Consider the following 13284-nt stretch of genomic DNA (forward strand, 5'->3'; position numbering starts at 1 on the left):
CTTCTAAGAAGATGAACTAAAGAGATCCGGATCATCAGCATTCTCGTTATCTTCCTCAACGCCAAGATATTTATAGGATTGAGCAGTTGCTACCCGGCCTTTGGGTGTTCGCTGCATAAAACCTTCTTTGATGAGAAACGGTTCATACACCTCTTCAATCGTCCCTTTGTCTTCTCCCACTGCAACAGCAAGAGTCCCCAATCCAACAGGACCTCCTTTGTAATTTTCAATAATGGCTTTCAGAATTCGGATGTCCATCTCGTCGAGTCCATTTTTATCCACATCAAGTGCATTGAGAGCTTTATCTGCAATGGCGTCATCGATAGCATCGAGACCGTCCACCTGCGCAAAATCGCGAGTTCGGCGTAACAGTTTGTTCACGATTCGGGGAGTACCACGGCTTCTCCGTGCAATTTCATAGGCTCCTTTGTCTGTAATTCCAAAGTTCAGGATTCCCGCCGTTCGGTGAGCAATTCTCTGCAGAAGTTCGGCATCGTAATAATCGAGTCTCATATCAATACCAAAACGTGCGCGCAGCGGTGCCGTCAGTAAACCCTTTCGGGTAGTTGCTCCCACAAGTGTAAAATGATTCAGTTCAATCTGCACACTCCGTGCGTTGGGCCCTGAATCGATCACAATATCCAGCTTATAATCCTCCATGGCAGAATACAGATACTCCTCTATAACAGGATTCAGGCGGTGAATCTCGTCAATAAAAAGAACATCGCCCTTTTCAAGGTTCGTAAGCAAACCAGCAAGATCGCCCGGTTTTTCAAGGACCGGACCGGTTGTCGGTTTAATCTGAACGCCCATCTCCCGTGCGATAATAAATGCCAGAGTTGTCTTCCCCAGGCCCGGCGGCCCTGATAATATTACGTGATCCAGCGCCTCCCCGCGTTTCTTCGCAGCCTGGACAAAAATTGATAAATTCTGGATAACTTTTTTTTGACCTACAAATTCCTGCAGAGATGAGGGACGTAGTGATTCTTCAATTACAGGATCTTTTTCTTCCGGATTCAAGAGTGGATTTTGCAATTTTTATTCCTTCACAAATGTTAAAACTAAATTAACTTTATAATAATTAACTTAATCCTGAAATTCATTGTCCTACATACGTTCATTTCAAATTCTGGGATATCTGTTTGATAGAAATGATTCAAGCAGCTAAAAAATAACCTTGTAAACACAAGATTGTCATAATGAAAAAGAACTCGCCCTCAGCTGATCAATCCGAATTCAACCCTGTTGATCTGGAAGAAGTGAATAATAAAAAGGATGGTGCCAATCCTTTGAAGAATAAAGTTCTCTCAGAAAAGGGGATGCCGCAGGACATGAGCCCAAGTGAATTAAAGATTTTCGGGAGCGATTATTTTACCAATTACGAGTTTAGTTGGCTGAAATTTAACTGGCGTGTATTGAATCTTGCCAAGAACACCGATCTTCCGCTGCTTGAACGTATTAAATTTATTGGTATAGTTTGTTCAAATCTCGACGAATTCTTCCAAAAACGTGTGGGCGGATTGAAACGCCAGATCCATGCGGGTGTATCCGAATTGAACGTAGACGGCCACACGCCGGAAGAACAAATGCAGAAAATTCGCAAAGAAGTCAAAAAAATGATCAAGCATTACAGGAGTTGCTACCTGGATGAGATTGTACCACAGCTCCATGAAAACGGCATCCTTATCAAAGATTATTCAGAACTTGATGCAACCCTGCAAGAAAAAGCGGATGATTATTTTGAGAAACAGATCTACCCGATTATCACTCCGCTTGCAGTAGACGAGGCACATCCATTTCCCTTTATCTCAAATAAAAGCCGCTCTCTCGCCATAAAACTTCGAAGTATTGAGACGAACGATTTGCTCTTTGCGCGAATCAAAATACCGGCAAACCGTCCCCGGTGGATTAAACTTGAGCAGACGGACAAAAATGTTGTGCTCCTTTCCGTCAAAGATCTTATCAAAGAAAAAATTAACCGTTTTTTCCCCGGTGTTGAAGTTCTTTCTGCGAATGTATTTCGCGTAACCCGCAATGCGGACATCGAACGAAATGAAGAGGAAGCGGATGACCTCTTGGAGATGATTGAAGAGGAGCTGCGGGAGCGAAGATTTGCAGAAGTAGTACGCCTTGAGATCGACAAGAATATGCCGCTTGATGTTAAAAAGTACCTGTATTCTCACCTGCATGTACACCAAAATGAAGTTTTCGAGATGGAGGGGCCTATCGGGCTGGCAGATGCCACACAGCTTTATAACCTGGATGGTTTTCAGCATCTTAAACTTGAGCCCTGGGTACCTTCGCTGCACCCTGTATTTCGGCATCCCATCGATGAAGAAACCCCAAGTGTTTTCCAGGTAATTAAGAAAGGGGACTTTATCGTACATCATCCCTATCACAGTTTTGAATCGTCCACTCAACGATTTGTGGAGCAAGCAGCGAGAGACCCCAAGGTGCTTGCGATCAAACAGACGCTTTACCGAACATCCAGCGACTCGCCCCTCATGCATGCTCTCATTCGTGCTGCTGAAACCGACAAGCAAGTAGCTATCCTCATTGAACTGAAAGCGCGATTTGATGAAGAACGAAATATCAGCTGGGCGCAACGTCTTGAGAAGGCCGGTGTTCACGTATCCTATGGTATTGCCGGATTAAAAATTCATACCAAACTCACGATTGTGGTGCGTGAAGAAGAGGATGGCCTTCGAAGATATGTACATATTGGAACCGGAAACTACCATCCCGATACCGCACAATTGTACGAAGACCTGGGATATTTCACCTGCCGGGATGAGATCGCTTCCGATGTTTCGGATGTGTTTAATCTGCTCACTGGATATGCACCCAGTCAAACATTTCGAAAAGCTTTTGTTGCGCCAAAGCACCTGCGAAATAACATTATGGAATTGATCCAAAAAGAGATTGATGAAGCAAGAGAAGGCCGACCGGCAAAAATCATTGCCAAAATGAACAGCCTCGAAGATCCATTGATTATCCAAAAACTGTATGAAGCATCACAAGCAGGTGTGAGTATCGACATGATTGTGCGGGGTGTGTGCCGGTTGATTCCCCAAAAAGAGGGATTAAGTGATAACATCCGCGTCCACTCCATTATTGGCCGATTCCTTGAACACTCCCGGGTTTACTATTTTCACAATGCGGGCGAGGATCTTTACTATATCGGTTCGGCAGATTGGATGCATCGCAACCTTGATGCCAGGGTTGAAGTTCTCGCACCCATTGAGCATCCACGGCTAAAACAATACCTCGAATTTATGTTGGGTATTTATCTTCGCGACAATCAGCAGCGGTGGGTCATGAAATCCAACGGAAATTATCGAAAAGTGAAGCGTAAAAAGGGAGAGCAAAAAATTGGAACTCACAGCTATCTTATGGCTCACACTAAATCCCATGCTGAACCGATTCCGAGAGCAACTAAAAAAGATCAGAAGTAGTTGTCCTCAAAATGATTCATTCTATCAACCCGATCGAAGGAAAAGTTTAGCTGATGAGCAGGTTCGGAAAGAAATTCGCTCAAAAACGTTAACTTCAGTAGAACAGATAAACAGGGATCTACTCAGATCTTACCTGCTTGAAGCGAAGCTCATTGATGAACAATTTTAAACGAAGAGTTTAACTTTACTCGCCCAATCTCTCTGGTGATTCACCTGATGGAATGTTACCCAATCGAACGTCCAACTTTTTCAACAGAGAAAGTGCCGCCGATTGATACCGTCCATTCATACTGTAGGCATTGAAAACAGCTTCTCTTGCTGCTCTTGGCTGATCCAGGTTTAACAGTGCATTACCAAGAAACCACCACGATTTTTCCTTTTGGTGATCCTCAATATTTTCAATCTCGGTGATAGATTGAAAATGAGTTTTTGCAGACTCATACTCCCCGCTGTTGTAAAATAAAATTCCCAGGTTCATCTCAATTCGGACTCGCTGCTGGTTATTTGGTGATTGGGTTAACAACTCCTGAAATTTTTCGATAGCTTCTTCAGTATCTCCCTCGTAAGCAGTTGCCAGGGCCTCATTGATAGCCACATCCAGGCCTTCTGCAGGGCGCTCATCCGACCGGAGTACATCCGCCCCGATTAAATTCGATTCCTCAATTTCTGTCAGAGCAAAACTCTGAATTGGCTCGTCCTGCTCGAAGGAAAAGAACTGCAAACCAATTGCCAATATCACGGCGGCCGCTGCCGCATAGATCCATACCTTGTACCCTTTTATGGCTGATGGTTTTGAGCCTTCAGGTTCTTCTCCTTTACCAAAATTTGGTTTCTTCCCTTTTTTAATAAGGCTGCGCAGGTGCAGTTCAGTTTCAAACCAATCATACCATTCAGGATGTTGCAGAAACTGTTTCCAAAGTTCATCGATCTCATCTTGCGATAGCTCTCCCCTGATATACTGATCTATCCTCTCAAGTAACTGAATTTTTTCTTGTTCTTTCATAGTCCGGGGTTAATGTTACTCACTCCTCTTTGTACTATTTGATAGTACCTCTCGTACGTATGAACCGTATTTTCCAATTTCCTTACAAAATTTTTTCATTTTTTTTAGAAATACTGCTGCACACAATCCTGTAACTGCTTTATAACACGGTGTTTACGCGTCCAGGCATTGTTTTTCGTAATTTCGAAATATTCAGCAATCTCCTTTGTATTGGCCTCGGGATGGTCAAACAGGAAAGTAATCAGATCCTGGTAGTGCCCTTTTAATTTTTCAATGCAGGTTAAAAGAATTGACTCCTGATCTTCACTAACCAAATTCCAAACCTGTTCGGGTTCGGCAACGAGTTCTTCTTCTATTTCTGCATATTTATCGAGATCAAAATCACGCACTATTTTGTAATAACTATGCCTTGCACCCGACAGCATATACGACAGTAACCCTGATGGACTTTCAATCTCATCGTTCTGGATCTTGGGGATTACATATTCAAACATTTTCTGAACAGCATCTTCTGCATCTTCAGGGGTAGCATTTACGTTTGAGATCAGATATTTCTCTAAAATTGGAATTGCCTCAGCACACATCTGATTTGCCGTTTGCATGTCCCCTCGCCTCACTGCATACACCAACTCTGAATAGTCCATAAAGTACCAACGATTTAATTATACGCTCCTGAATATAACAGATGGACTTTTTTACGCAAACTAATATTGAATTTTTTTAGCGAAATTTTCAGAATTTTAGCTTCAAAAATCACTTGAGGATGTTTTTATTCCTGAGGCTGATGTACCCATCACCGGCAATAATGATATGATCCACTACGGGAATTCCAAGTAAATTGCCTGCATCGCGAAGGCGTTTGGTAAGCTGAATATCTGCCTGCGAGGCTTCCAGGTAACCTGATGGATGATTATGGACAAGGAGGATGCTGTTAGCCTGGTTTAAAACGGCTTGACGAATAACTTCAGCCGGTTCCACAACCGTTGCAGTACTGCCGCCGGAACTGATCTTTTTATAACCTGTAAGAATTTTGGAATTATTCAGAAATGCCACATAGAACTCCTCGTGCTTCAGATCTCGCAGGCGGGGCATAAAATAGGCTGCTGCCATCTCGGGCGTGGTAATTTTTATTTCATCACCCAGTGATTCCATCTGGATTCGTCGGGTCAGTTCAAAAACAGCCTCCAGTGTAAGCGCTTTGACTTTGGCTATACCTGGAATCACCTTAAGCGCCTGCCAGTCTTGCTTGGAAAGATTGCGAAGGCCCTGGAACTTGTCCAGCAGTGCACGAGACATATCCACTACATTCATCCCTTTGGAACCGGTCCTCAACAAGATGGCCAGCAGCTCCGGCGTTGATAAGCTTTCCGGCCCATACTTCAACAGCTTTTCGCGAGGTTGCTCCTCCGGGTGCATCTCACGGACAGCCCTTCCTTTGTACTTATCTGCATCAAATTCTTCCAGTTCCATAAACCTTTTTATCTGTATGAACTGGAAATGAACAATTCCTTACAGAAAAACTTTTGAATATTGAACATCGAATATTCAATCATGAATTTCGAAGGGTTATCAAATCACTTCATCATTCGGTGTTCGATATTAAATATTCGATATTCCTCACTCCGGCCCTCCCATCAGCGGCTCGTTGATTGCACGAATACTGGAGTTGGGTAAGCCGTCAGGGTAGTTTTCCTTACTCATATTCAATGCATCAATCACAATTTCAAGGTGCATCTCTTTGGAGTTATCATAAAATGTTTGTGCATCCCCGCTAAGTTTTGGTTTCCCGTGCAGAGGTTTATCACTTACACAAAGAAGAGTTGCAAACGGAACCCGGTAGCGATACCCATTTGTAGCAACGGTTGCCGATTCCATATCAATGGCTACACTCCGGCTCACATGAATTTCCTGCACGGTTCTTTTCTTGATGAACTCCCAGTTTCGGTTTGCCGTAGTGTAAACCGTTCCAAGCCGATAATTTCTCCTGTTTGAGTCGAGTACCTCTTTCAGGTATACATTTAACAAGTGATTCGGTGTGATGGGAATATTGAGCGGCAATACGTCATCCAATACACCATCTGCCCGGAGAAAACCGGTTGCCAACACAAAATCTCCTATATCCTGGTGATTTCTGAGCCCCCCGCAATGCCCTACCATCACCATTGCATCGGGACGTAAAACAGCCACATGGTCGGAAATGGTTTTGGCGTTCGCTGGCCCTACTCCAATATTTACCAGTGAAAACCCTTTATTCTCCGGTAGTTTGTGATGATATGCCGGCATCTGCACTGATCGATCCGGTTTTATGCAATCCGGAAAGAGATTCTGAAAAACCTCAACATGCATATCATAATTGGTGAATAGAATGTATCGCTGAAAGTCATCAGGCTTGGTTCCGGTGTAATGCTCAAGCCGATTTAAAGAAATATCTATTCGCTCCGGGCTGAAAAGAAACAGCTTTTTCTGCGTGATATCCCAGTCGTCTTCATCAGCATTATCGAATAAGGCCGGATCATTAATCGCCACCCGGGGACGAGAGGGAAACACTTTCATGCTCGCTCCTTTTTCCAAAAGTTTTCTCAGCTCCCGTTTCAAATACCAGCGATAAGCACTTGGCAATGCCATCTCCCCTGTGATGATAGGATTATGTTCCGACCAGGAACGCTTCACCATCAACTTTGGGTAATCACCCTCCCGGTATATCTTCTCCATCAAATCACATGCCTTATCTACAATTTGATTTCGTTCTTTATCTGCAGATATTGACTCACCTTGTATCTCTATACGTTCATCCATTAATGCTGTAGTATGTCTGATTCATTTTCATTTACAAAACCCAAATGGGACATCATTAAAGATAAGAAACTCTTAGAAACTCCCATTTTTTCTCTTTATCAACGAGAACTTATTCCTGACAAAGAAACGACCCCTGCATCTTTTTACGTGCTGGATGCACCGGATTGGATTAATATTCTTGCATTAACCAAAAACCGGGAGATAGTTTTGGTTGAGCAATACCGAGCGGGTATTGATGAATCCTCCCTGGAGATTCCGGGTGGAATGGTGGATGAGGGTGAATCCCCGATGGTATCGGCCAAAAGAGAACTCTTGGAGGAGACCGGGTATCAATCAAAGAAGTGGACCAAACTCGGTCAGACAAGTGCAAACGCAGCCATCATGAACAATTACACACATATTTATTTGGCCGAAGAGTGCGTGAAAGTGGATGAACAAAATCTCGAGGGTAATGAAGATATCGCCGTTCATATTCTTGAGTTAGATCATTTCCTGGAATTGGTCAAGGAGAGTACGATTCATCACTCGATTGTTGTGGCAGCGGTTGCTCATTTGCTTTTGCATGATAAAACGTAGTCCGGTTCGCCGAGCGGGAAGCAACTATTCTGAGTGATTCACCAGATGAGTGAATATAGACAGGTGATTTTTGATAGCAAAAAACACTCATCGAATGATTATCCGGGGACAAAAAAAATAAAAGGCACGCAGTAATTAGCTGCGCACCTCTTGAGGTCTTAAGATGTAAGAAATGTAAAATCTACTCCCAGGTTCTGAAAATCAACTCCGCAAAATAGGCACGTGGATTTTCACAGGAGGCTACAGCATTCATTTTCTGGCCATGTTCGTTGGCAATCTTGTAATAATTCTGAGCCATATTCCCCCTGTGCTGGAAACTCTGCCACCAGGCTACACTCATAAAATCATACTCACTGTCTTCCCAACCCAGGTATGGCATCTGGAAATGAACTCCATATCCGTCCATCCCTTCAGCAATCGTTGCTTCAGCTATCTCTTTTTGAACTGCAACCGCATGCTCAATCGTGACACCATCTTTCAAATTACAATCGGCAAGTTGAACCGGGAATCGCGTATCCATCGGTTCGTTTTCTCGTGCTGCATTAACAACTATATGATCCATTGTGGCAAACGTTACCCGGCAGATGTCAGGATTTTCCTCATCACCCTCGTCCATATGCCTGTTTACATAGTTACCGTACTCCTTGTACATCTCCTCGCCATTCGGCCACTCCCCCACCAGGATATGAGTGACACCCTCTAAACGCTCGCCAACGATGAGAGGCCGCATCAGGTATTGATTATATTGACTGCCGTCTGCAGCTACTTTTTCGCCATACTCTTTTGCATCTGCAATTACATCATCAAAAGTGAAACCGTCTTTTAACTGACAAAGAATATATTCCATCCGAACATTTTCTTCTGTTTCTTGTGCAACTGCGTCCGCTGCACCCATCATAATTAATGCAACTACCAGTGTATTTATATATGTCTTCATAATTAACCATTCTTTTTTTAAAGTGTTCATAAAGCTAATTCCGGCATCACTTTCAGTCTTGTACTTTTCCAACATTTACTTGGACTTTCTGCCCGACTTATAGAATGACGACTACATTTTCGATTGTTTCCTGATTTTTAATAGAAAATCTTCACATTTAAAGCATCAAAAAAGAGGGTGATATAAAATCAGTTGCTCAATGTGTTTTAGAATGTGTATACTAAATGTCTTGATCTTTATTTCGAATCAGTTAGAACGAAAATAGAAACAATTCGGGTTATAGTGTCCCAAAATCGAAATAAACAGTTGAAAACAGATGATTTCTAAAGGAACAAAAATAGACACAAATTTTTCAATTAAGGTCGTTGATAACGGTGAAGAGAAAGAGGTAGAATTCTCTGAATTACTGGATCGTCCCACAATTGTATCAGTTTACATGAAAAACAACACAAGCAGTTGCGACCGACAGACCGAAAGCCTGGCCGAACATTCTAAGTGGTTTGATGAGAAAGGGTACAACCTGATAGCCATCAGCAAGGATGGGTGCCGTTCTCATAAAAACTATGCAAAGAAGCAAGGCATAGACTACATCTTGGCATCAGATCCTGATTATAAATTTGCCCGGGCAACCGATTCCATTGTGGAAAAAAGTATGTATGGCAACACCTATGAAAGTCCCAGCCGGTCTGCCTATCTCATAGACATTGACGGAACCGTTCTTGAAATTATCGAGAAAGTAAATACAAAAGCTCACGCAGAAGAGTTGAAAGAGCTTGTTGAATCCAATTAAATCTTATTTATGAAGTCCTTAGTAATTGTAGAATCACCCACGAAAATCAAAACCATCAAGAAGTTTTTGCCGAAGGGTTATGTGGTTGATTCGTCGATGGGGCACATTCGTGATCTTCCCTCATCCGCTAAAGAAATTCCAGCTAAATACAAGAAAGAGTCCTGGTCGAACCTCGGTATAAATGTAGATGAGCGATATGATCCTATCTATGTTGTACCGAAGGGGAAAAAGAAAATTGTAAAGAAATTAAAAGAACAGCTTAAAGATTCCGATGAACTGATTTTAGCTACGGATGAGGATCGTGAAGGAGAGGCCATTTCCTGGCATTTAACAGAATTACTGAATCCCAAAGTACCCGTGAAACGGATGGCGTTTCGTGAAATCACCAAGGAAGCGATTGAAGAAGCCCTCGAAAATTTTCGCGACATCAACATGAATCTTGTTCATGCACAGGAAACGCGCCGAATTTTGGATCGACTTGCAGGTTATACAATCTCTCCCCTGCTTTGGAAAAAGATTGCACCGGGACTTTCTGCGGGCCGTGTTCAATCTGTAGCCGTTGAGTTTCTTGTAGCCCGTGAACGCGAGCGCATGAAATTTAAGAGCGGTACGTACTATGATTTGAAGGCCATTCTCTCAAAAGAGGGTGAAAAGGAGAAATTTGAAGGTGTACTTTCACACGTCGATGACAAACGACTCGCCAGTGGAAAGGACTTTGATGAAAATACAGGTAAACTTAAAAAGCCCGACAGTGTAGTTCTTCTTGACGAAGAGAAGGCGGGTAATCTCCGAGATTTGTTAAATAAAGCGGATTGGTCGGTTACCAATGTGGATGTAAATGTTCAGAAACGAAATCCATCTGCACCATTTATTACATCGACCCTGCAGCAGGAAGCCAACCGAAAATTTGGATTTTCCGCCCGTGATACGATGAGTGTTGCTCAGAAATTGTATGAGAACGGGTATATCACCTATATGAGAACGGATTCGACCAATCTTTCAGGCCAGGCGATCAGTGCCGCACGAAATGAGGTTGAAAAGCAGTATGGAGAAGAGTACCTGTTCAAGCGTGTTCGAACTTACGGAAAGGCCAAAGGTGCGCAGGAAGCACATGAGGCGATTCGTCCGGCCGGTTCAAGCTTTACGCATCCGGAAAAAGCGGGATTGAGCGGTCGCCAGTTTAAGCTTTATGATTTGATCTGGAAACGAACTATCGCCACACAGATGGCCGAGGCACGACTTGAATTTACCAATGTAACTATTTCCGCTGAGCACGACGGAACCAAAGCTGATTTTAAATCAAGCGGTAAAAAGATTCTGTTTCCCGGATTTTTCAGAGCGTATGTAGAGGGAAGTGATGATCCCGAAGCCGCCATCGAAAACCAGGAGATTTACCTCCCTGAAATGAAAGAAGGCGACGCAACAGAACTTCACGAACTCGAATCGATCTCACACGAAACCAAGCCGCCTGCACGATATACTGAAGCAACCCTGGTGAAGGAACTTGAGAAAAGCGGTGTTGGTCGTCCCAGTACATACGCAACCATTATCGGTACCATACAGGAACGCGGGTATGCCAAGAGTGAAGGAAAAGCTCTCGTTCCAACGTATACTGCGTTTGCCGTTACGGAACTTTTGGAAGAGCATTTTCCTCACGTTGTAGACAGTAAATTCACGTCTCAACTGGAAGACAAACTGGATAAAATTGCCAAGGGTAATTACGACCCCGTAAAATACCTCGACGATTATTATAAAGGCGAAAATGGCCTCAAGAACCAGGTCGAACAACAAGAAGATAAAATTGATCCACAGAAAGCCAAGAAACTCAACCTGCCCATTGAGGGATTGAACGGTATGCGAGTTCACGTAGGCCGATTTGGCCCCTATGTGAAGGTGAACTCCAATGGAGAAGATATCACCACCTCATTGCCGGAAGGTTTGGATCCCGGTGAATTGTCAGCCGATAAAATCAAAGAGCTCCTGGTTGCCGAGAAAGAGGGACCGAAGTCGCTCGGTAATCATCCCGAAACGGGTGAACCGGTCTATGTTCTCACCGGCCGGTACGGGCCCTATGTGCAAAAGGGAGATGTAACTGAAGACAACAAGAAACCGAAACGCGTTTCACTCCTCAAAGGCATGAAACCGGCGGATGTAGATTTTGAAACTGCCGTAAAACTTCTTGAACTGCCTCGAACTCTCGGGGAGCATCCGGAAACCGGCAAAGTGGTGAAAGCCGGAATCGGACGATACGGCCCGTTTGTGCTTCACGACGGTAACTTCAAATCTCTCAAAAAGACAGATAATGTTCTGGAAGTTGGGTTAGATCGCGCTGTAGAACTCATTAAAGAGAAGAAAGGAAAAGGGAGAAGAAGCAGTTCAGAAATTGCAGATCTTGGCAAACACCCGGAAACCGACAAACCCATTAAGGTCTTAGATGGCCGATATGGCCCATACATCAAATATGGCCGGAAAAATATTTCGCTCCCGAAAGGAACCGAACCCGAGAAATTCCGCATGGCAGATGCGGTTCAATTAATTGAAGAGAAAGGAAAGAAGTAATTTCTCGCTTTATAGCCTAAACGTTTTCACCGTTTAATATTATCAGCTTGGCTAATGAGCATCTAACAACAGACTATATTTACATCCTGGGAAGAGGGCATAACGGCTCCACCGTGTTCAACCTCTTACTTGGCAATCATCCGGACATTGAATCTCTTGGTGAATTCAGCAGCGGCTTCCAAAGATTCCAGACTGAAACTTGCTCTTGTGGCTCAAAACTCCAGGAGTGTAAACTTTGGAGCCGGGTCTTTTCTAATCTTGATGGCAACCCCAACTGGATTGGAGCAGATAACTATTCAAGTATGCTGAAATATTTGGATAAATTTCATCGCCTGCCCCAAGTAATTACCAGGCATTTCCTGCCAAAATGGGTTGAAAATGATTATTTGCCATCCACTCGATTACTATTTAAAGAAATTGCTATTGCAAGCAATGCTTCCTGCATCGTTGATTCATCTAAAGAACTGAGCAGAGGAACCTTTTTTGTATCGAAATTTCCCGAAAACACCAAAATAGTTTACCTGGTTCGAGATGGAAGAGCAATGATCTGGTCTTTTCTCAGGAGGTTCAGATGGTCGGGCCGTATTAAACTATTCGGAAAGCGCAGAAAGATACGATCTGAGATACTCCTCGTTCTCCACATTATTTTCTCGTTGACAGTGAGCCAGGTACATGCCGGTATTCTGAAATTTTTTCACCCCGGCAATATCATTACAGTAAAGTTTGAAGATCTGTCAGAGAATACTGAATCAGAATTTGAACGAATAGGCAGATTTTTGGAAAAAGATTTCTCAAAGATTACAGATAGGATCATCAGTGGTAATGAATTAGAAATCGGGCATAATATTGGGGGAAATAATATGCGTCATTCCCAAAAAGGAACCTTTGTTTTTAAACATGATGATTCGTGGAGAGAACATTTTCCGGTTTACTATTCAAAATTATACCTGTGGTTTGGATTTATTCATGCCAGGTTGAACGGGTACAGATCTCTTGATTGAGCTAAAAGAGACGAATATCATCCTTTCTTTTCAAAATTAGCTATCAACAAGTAGACAATTTTTACTATCAATACTTGCTTGCATGACCGAAGCTTCTATCTTTAAAAAGAAGAAATAAATAGAGTTGCCGGTGCTTTTCTCAATTCAATTTTTAAAAACACGAAATC

The 13284-nt window shown here is 43.0% G+C and carries 11 protein-coding genes; 5 read left to right on the top strand and 6 right to left on the bottom strand.

Annotated features, from left to right (window positions below; genetic code table 11):
- Window positions 1-3: 3 nt before the first annotated feature.
- Window positions 4-1035, bottom strand: a complete 1032-nt coding sequence (gene ruvB, locus L6773_RS00615) for a Holliday junction branch migration DNA helicase RuvB (protein ID WP_237851895.1) — start codon at window positions 1033-1035, stop codon at window positions 4-6.
- A gap of 164 nt (window positions 1036-1199) precedes the next feature.
- Between ruvB and ppk1 the strand changes: the two genes are divergently transcribed.
- Complete coding sequence (gene ppk1 / locus L6773_RS00620; protein ID WP_237851896.1) at window positions 1200-3455, top strand: polyphosphate kinase 1; 2256 nt, start codon at window positions 1200-1202, stop codon at window positions 3453-3455.
- 184 nt (window positions 3456-3639) lie between these two features.
- Here the strand turns inward: ppk1 and L6773_RS00625 are convergent, their stop codons facing one another.
- From L6773_RS00625 to L6773_RS00640, 4 genes are all read right to left on the bottom strand, one after another.
- Window positions 3640-4458, bottom strand: a complete 819-nt coding sequence (locus L6773_RS00625; RefSeq protein ID WP_237851897.1) for a tetratricopeptide repeat protein — start codon at window positions 4456-4458, stop codon at window positions 3640-3642.
- A gap of 104 nt (window positions 4459-4562) precedes the next feature.
- Window positions 4563-5102 (bottom strand): RNA polymerase sigma factor, encoded by a 540-nt coding sequence (locus tag L6773_RS00630; protein ID WP_237851898.1) that lies wholly within the window; start codon window positions 5100-5102, stop codon window positions 4563-4565.
- A gap of 109 nt (window positions 5103-5211) precedes the next feature.
- Window positions 5212-5928, bottom strand: a complete 717-nt coding sequence (gene radC / locus L6773_RS00635) for a RadC family protein (RefSeq protein ID WP_237851899.1) — start codon at window positions 5926-5928, stop codon at window positions 5212-5214.
- Between the two features lie 147 nt (window positions 5929-6075).
- On the bottom strand, window positions 6076-7254 hold the full coding sequence (locus tag L6773_RS00640; RefSeq protein WP_237851900.1) for a phosphorylase family protein: 1179 nt from the start codon (window positions 7252-7254) through the stop codon (window positions 6076-6078).
- A 12-nt stretch (window positions 7255-7266) separates the two neighbouring features.
- Here L6773_RS00640 and L6773_RS00645 point away from each other — a divergent pair, with 12 nt between their 5' ends.
- Window positions 7267-7830: an NUDIX hydrolase gene (locus L6773_RS00645; protein ID WP_237851901.1), complete on the top strand. Its 564-nt coding sequence runs from the start codon at window positions 7267-7269 to the stop codon at window positions 7828-7830.
- 181 nt (window positions 7831-8011) lie between these two features.
- Here the strand turns inward: L6773_RS00645 and L6773_RS00650 are convergent, their stop codons facing one another.
- Window positions 8012-8767, bottom strand: a complete 756-nt coding sequence (locus L6773_RS00650; RefSeq protein ID WP_237851902.1) for a hypothetical protein — start codon at window positions 8765-8767, stop codon at window positions 8012-8014.
- Window positions 8768-9083: 316 nt separating this feature from the next.
- On the opposite strand from L6773_RS00650, the gene L6773_RS00655 reads away from it, so the two are divergent.
- The 3 genes from L6773_RS00655 to L6773_RS00665 are packed head-to-tail and all read left to right on the top strand — an operon-like array spanning window position 9084 to window position 13117.
- Window positions 9084-9557, top strand: a complete 474-nt coding sequence (locus L6773_RS00655) for a peroxiredoxin (protein WP_237851903.1) — start codon at window positions 9084-9086, stop codon at window positions 9555-9557.
- Window positions 9558-9566: 9 nt separating this feature from the next.
- The gene (gene topA, locus L6773_RS00660; protein ID WP_237851904.1) at window positions 9567-12116 is read left to right on the top strand and encodes a type I DNA topoisomerase; all 2550 of its coding nucleotides are present in this window, start codon (window positions 9567-9569) and stop codon (window positions 12114-12116) included.
- 47 nt (window positions 12117-12163) lie between these two features.
- Complete coding sequence (locus L6773_RS00665) at window positions 12164-13117, top strand: sulfotransferase domain-containing protein (RefSeq protein ID WP_255727667.1); 954 nt, start codon at window positions 12164-12166, stop codon at window positions 13115-13117.
- Window positions 13118-13284 lie beyond the last annotated feature (167 nt).

Source organism: Rhodohalobacter sulfatireducens, assembly GCF_022012475.1.
Taxonomy (GTDB): Bacteria; Bacteroidota; Rhodothermia; order Balneolales; family Balneolaceae; genus Rhodohalobacter; species Rhodohalobacter sulfatireducens.

What these genes read in the sequence shown, in the direction of transcription:
- L6773_RS00640 (WP_237851900.1), bottom strand. Translation starts at nt 7,254, where the DNA reads ATGGATGAACGTATAGAGATACAAGGTGAGTCAATATCTGCAGATAAA.
- radC (WP_237851899.1), bottom strand. Translation starts at nt 5,928, where the DNA reads ATGGAACTGGAAGAATTTGATGCAGATAAGTACAAAGGAAGGGCTGTC.
- topA (WP_237851904.1), top strand. Translation starts at nt 9,567, where the DNA reads ATGAAGTCCTTAGTAATTGTAGAATCACCCACGAAAATCAAAACCATC.
- L6773_RS00645 (WP_237851901.1), top strand. Translation starts at nt 7,267, where the DNA reads ATGTCTGATTCATTTTCATTTACAAAACCCAAATGGGACATCATTAAA.
- ppk1 (WP_237851896.1), top strand. Translation starts at nt 1,200, where the DNA reads ATGAAAAAGAACTCGCCCTCAGCTGATCAATCCGAATTCAACCCTGTT.
- L6773_RS00655 (WP_237851903.1), top strand. Translation starts at nt 9,084, where the DNA reads ATGATTTCTAAAGGAACAAAAATAGACACAAATTTTTCAATTAAGGTC.
- L6773_RS00630 (WP_237851898.1), bottom strand. Translation starts at nt 5,102, where the DNA reads ATGGACTATTCAGAGTTGGTGTATGCAGTGAGGCGAGGGGACATGCAA.
- L6773_RS00650 (WP_237851902.1), bottom strand. Translation starts at nt 8,767, where the DNA reads ATGAAGACATATATAAATACACTGGTAGTTGCATTAATTATGATGGGT.
- L6773_RS00625 (WP_237851897.1), bottom strand. Translation starts at nt 4,458, where the DNA reads ATGAAAGAACAAGAAAAAATTCAGTTACTTGAGAGGATAGATCAGTAT.